This is a genomic window from Streptomyces sp. SID5910, from assembly GCF_009862125.1.
Classification (GTDB): Bacteria; Actinomycetota; Actinomycetes; order Streptomycetales; family Streptomycetaceae; genus Streptomyces.
Window position 1 is genome coordinate 1 of the sequence record NZ_WWHX01000575.1, and the last position, 697, is coordinate 697.

Sequence of the window (697 nt, forward strand, 5' to 3'; positions counted from 1 at the left end):
ACCCTCTCCCCCACCTGGGGCATCTACAGCGGCTACGAACTCTGCGAGAACACCCCCCTGCGCGAAGGCAGCGAGGAATACCTCGACAGCGAGAAGTACCAGCTCAAGCACCGCGACTGGGACGCCGCCGCCCGCGAGGGCCGCACCATCGCCCCCCTGATCACCCGCCTCAACACCATCCGGCACGACCATCCCGCTCTGCACCGGCTCAGGAACCTGCGCTTCCACCAGACCGACAACGACGCCCTGATCGCGTACAGCAAGCGCGTGGGGAGCGACGTCGTGCTGGTGGTCGTCAATCTCGATCCGCACCGCACCCAGGAGGCCACGATCTCCCTCGACATGCCGCAGCTCGGCCTCGACTGGCACGAGTCGGTGCCGGTCCACGACGAACTCACGGGTGAGACCTACCACTGGGGCAGGACGAACTACGTGCGCCTCGAGCCGGGCCGGGCCCCCGCGCACGTCTTCCACGTCCAGCGGTCGTCCGCCGCCGCGCCGCAGAACGAAGGGTCTCCAGCCTCATGACCGTGAACGAGCCCGTACCGGACAAGTTCGAGGACACGCCGGCCAGGGACCGGGACCCCGACTGGTTCAAGCGAGCCGTCTTCTACGAGGTCCTCGTCCGCTCCTTCCAGGACAGCAACGGCGACGGCGTCGGTGACCTCAAGGGCCTGACCGCCAAACTGGACTACCA

1 protein-coding gene and 1 pseudogene are annotated in these 697 nt (G+C 67.6%); both read left to right on the plus strand.

The features are described 5' to 3' along the window. Nucleotides 1-528, plus strand: a pseudogene (locus tag GTW67_RS20120) (alpha-1,4-glucan--maltose-1-phosphate maltosyltransferase); the annotation flags it as partial. Next, a partial coding sequence (locus tag GTW67_RS20125; protein WP_524539800.1) for an alpha-amylase family glycosyl hydrolase occupies nt 525-697 on the plus strand: 173 nt, incomplete at its 3' end. The pseudogene GTW67_RS20120 and the gene GTW67_RS20125, both read left to right, overlap by 4 nt.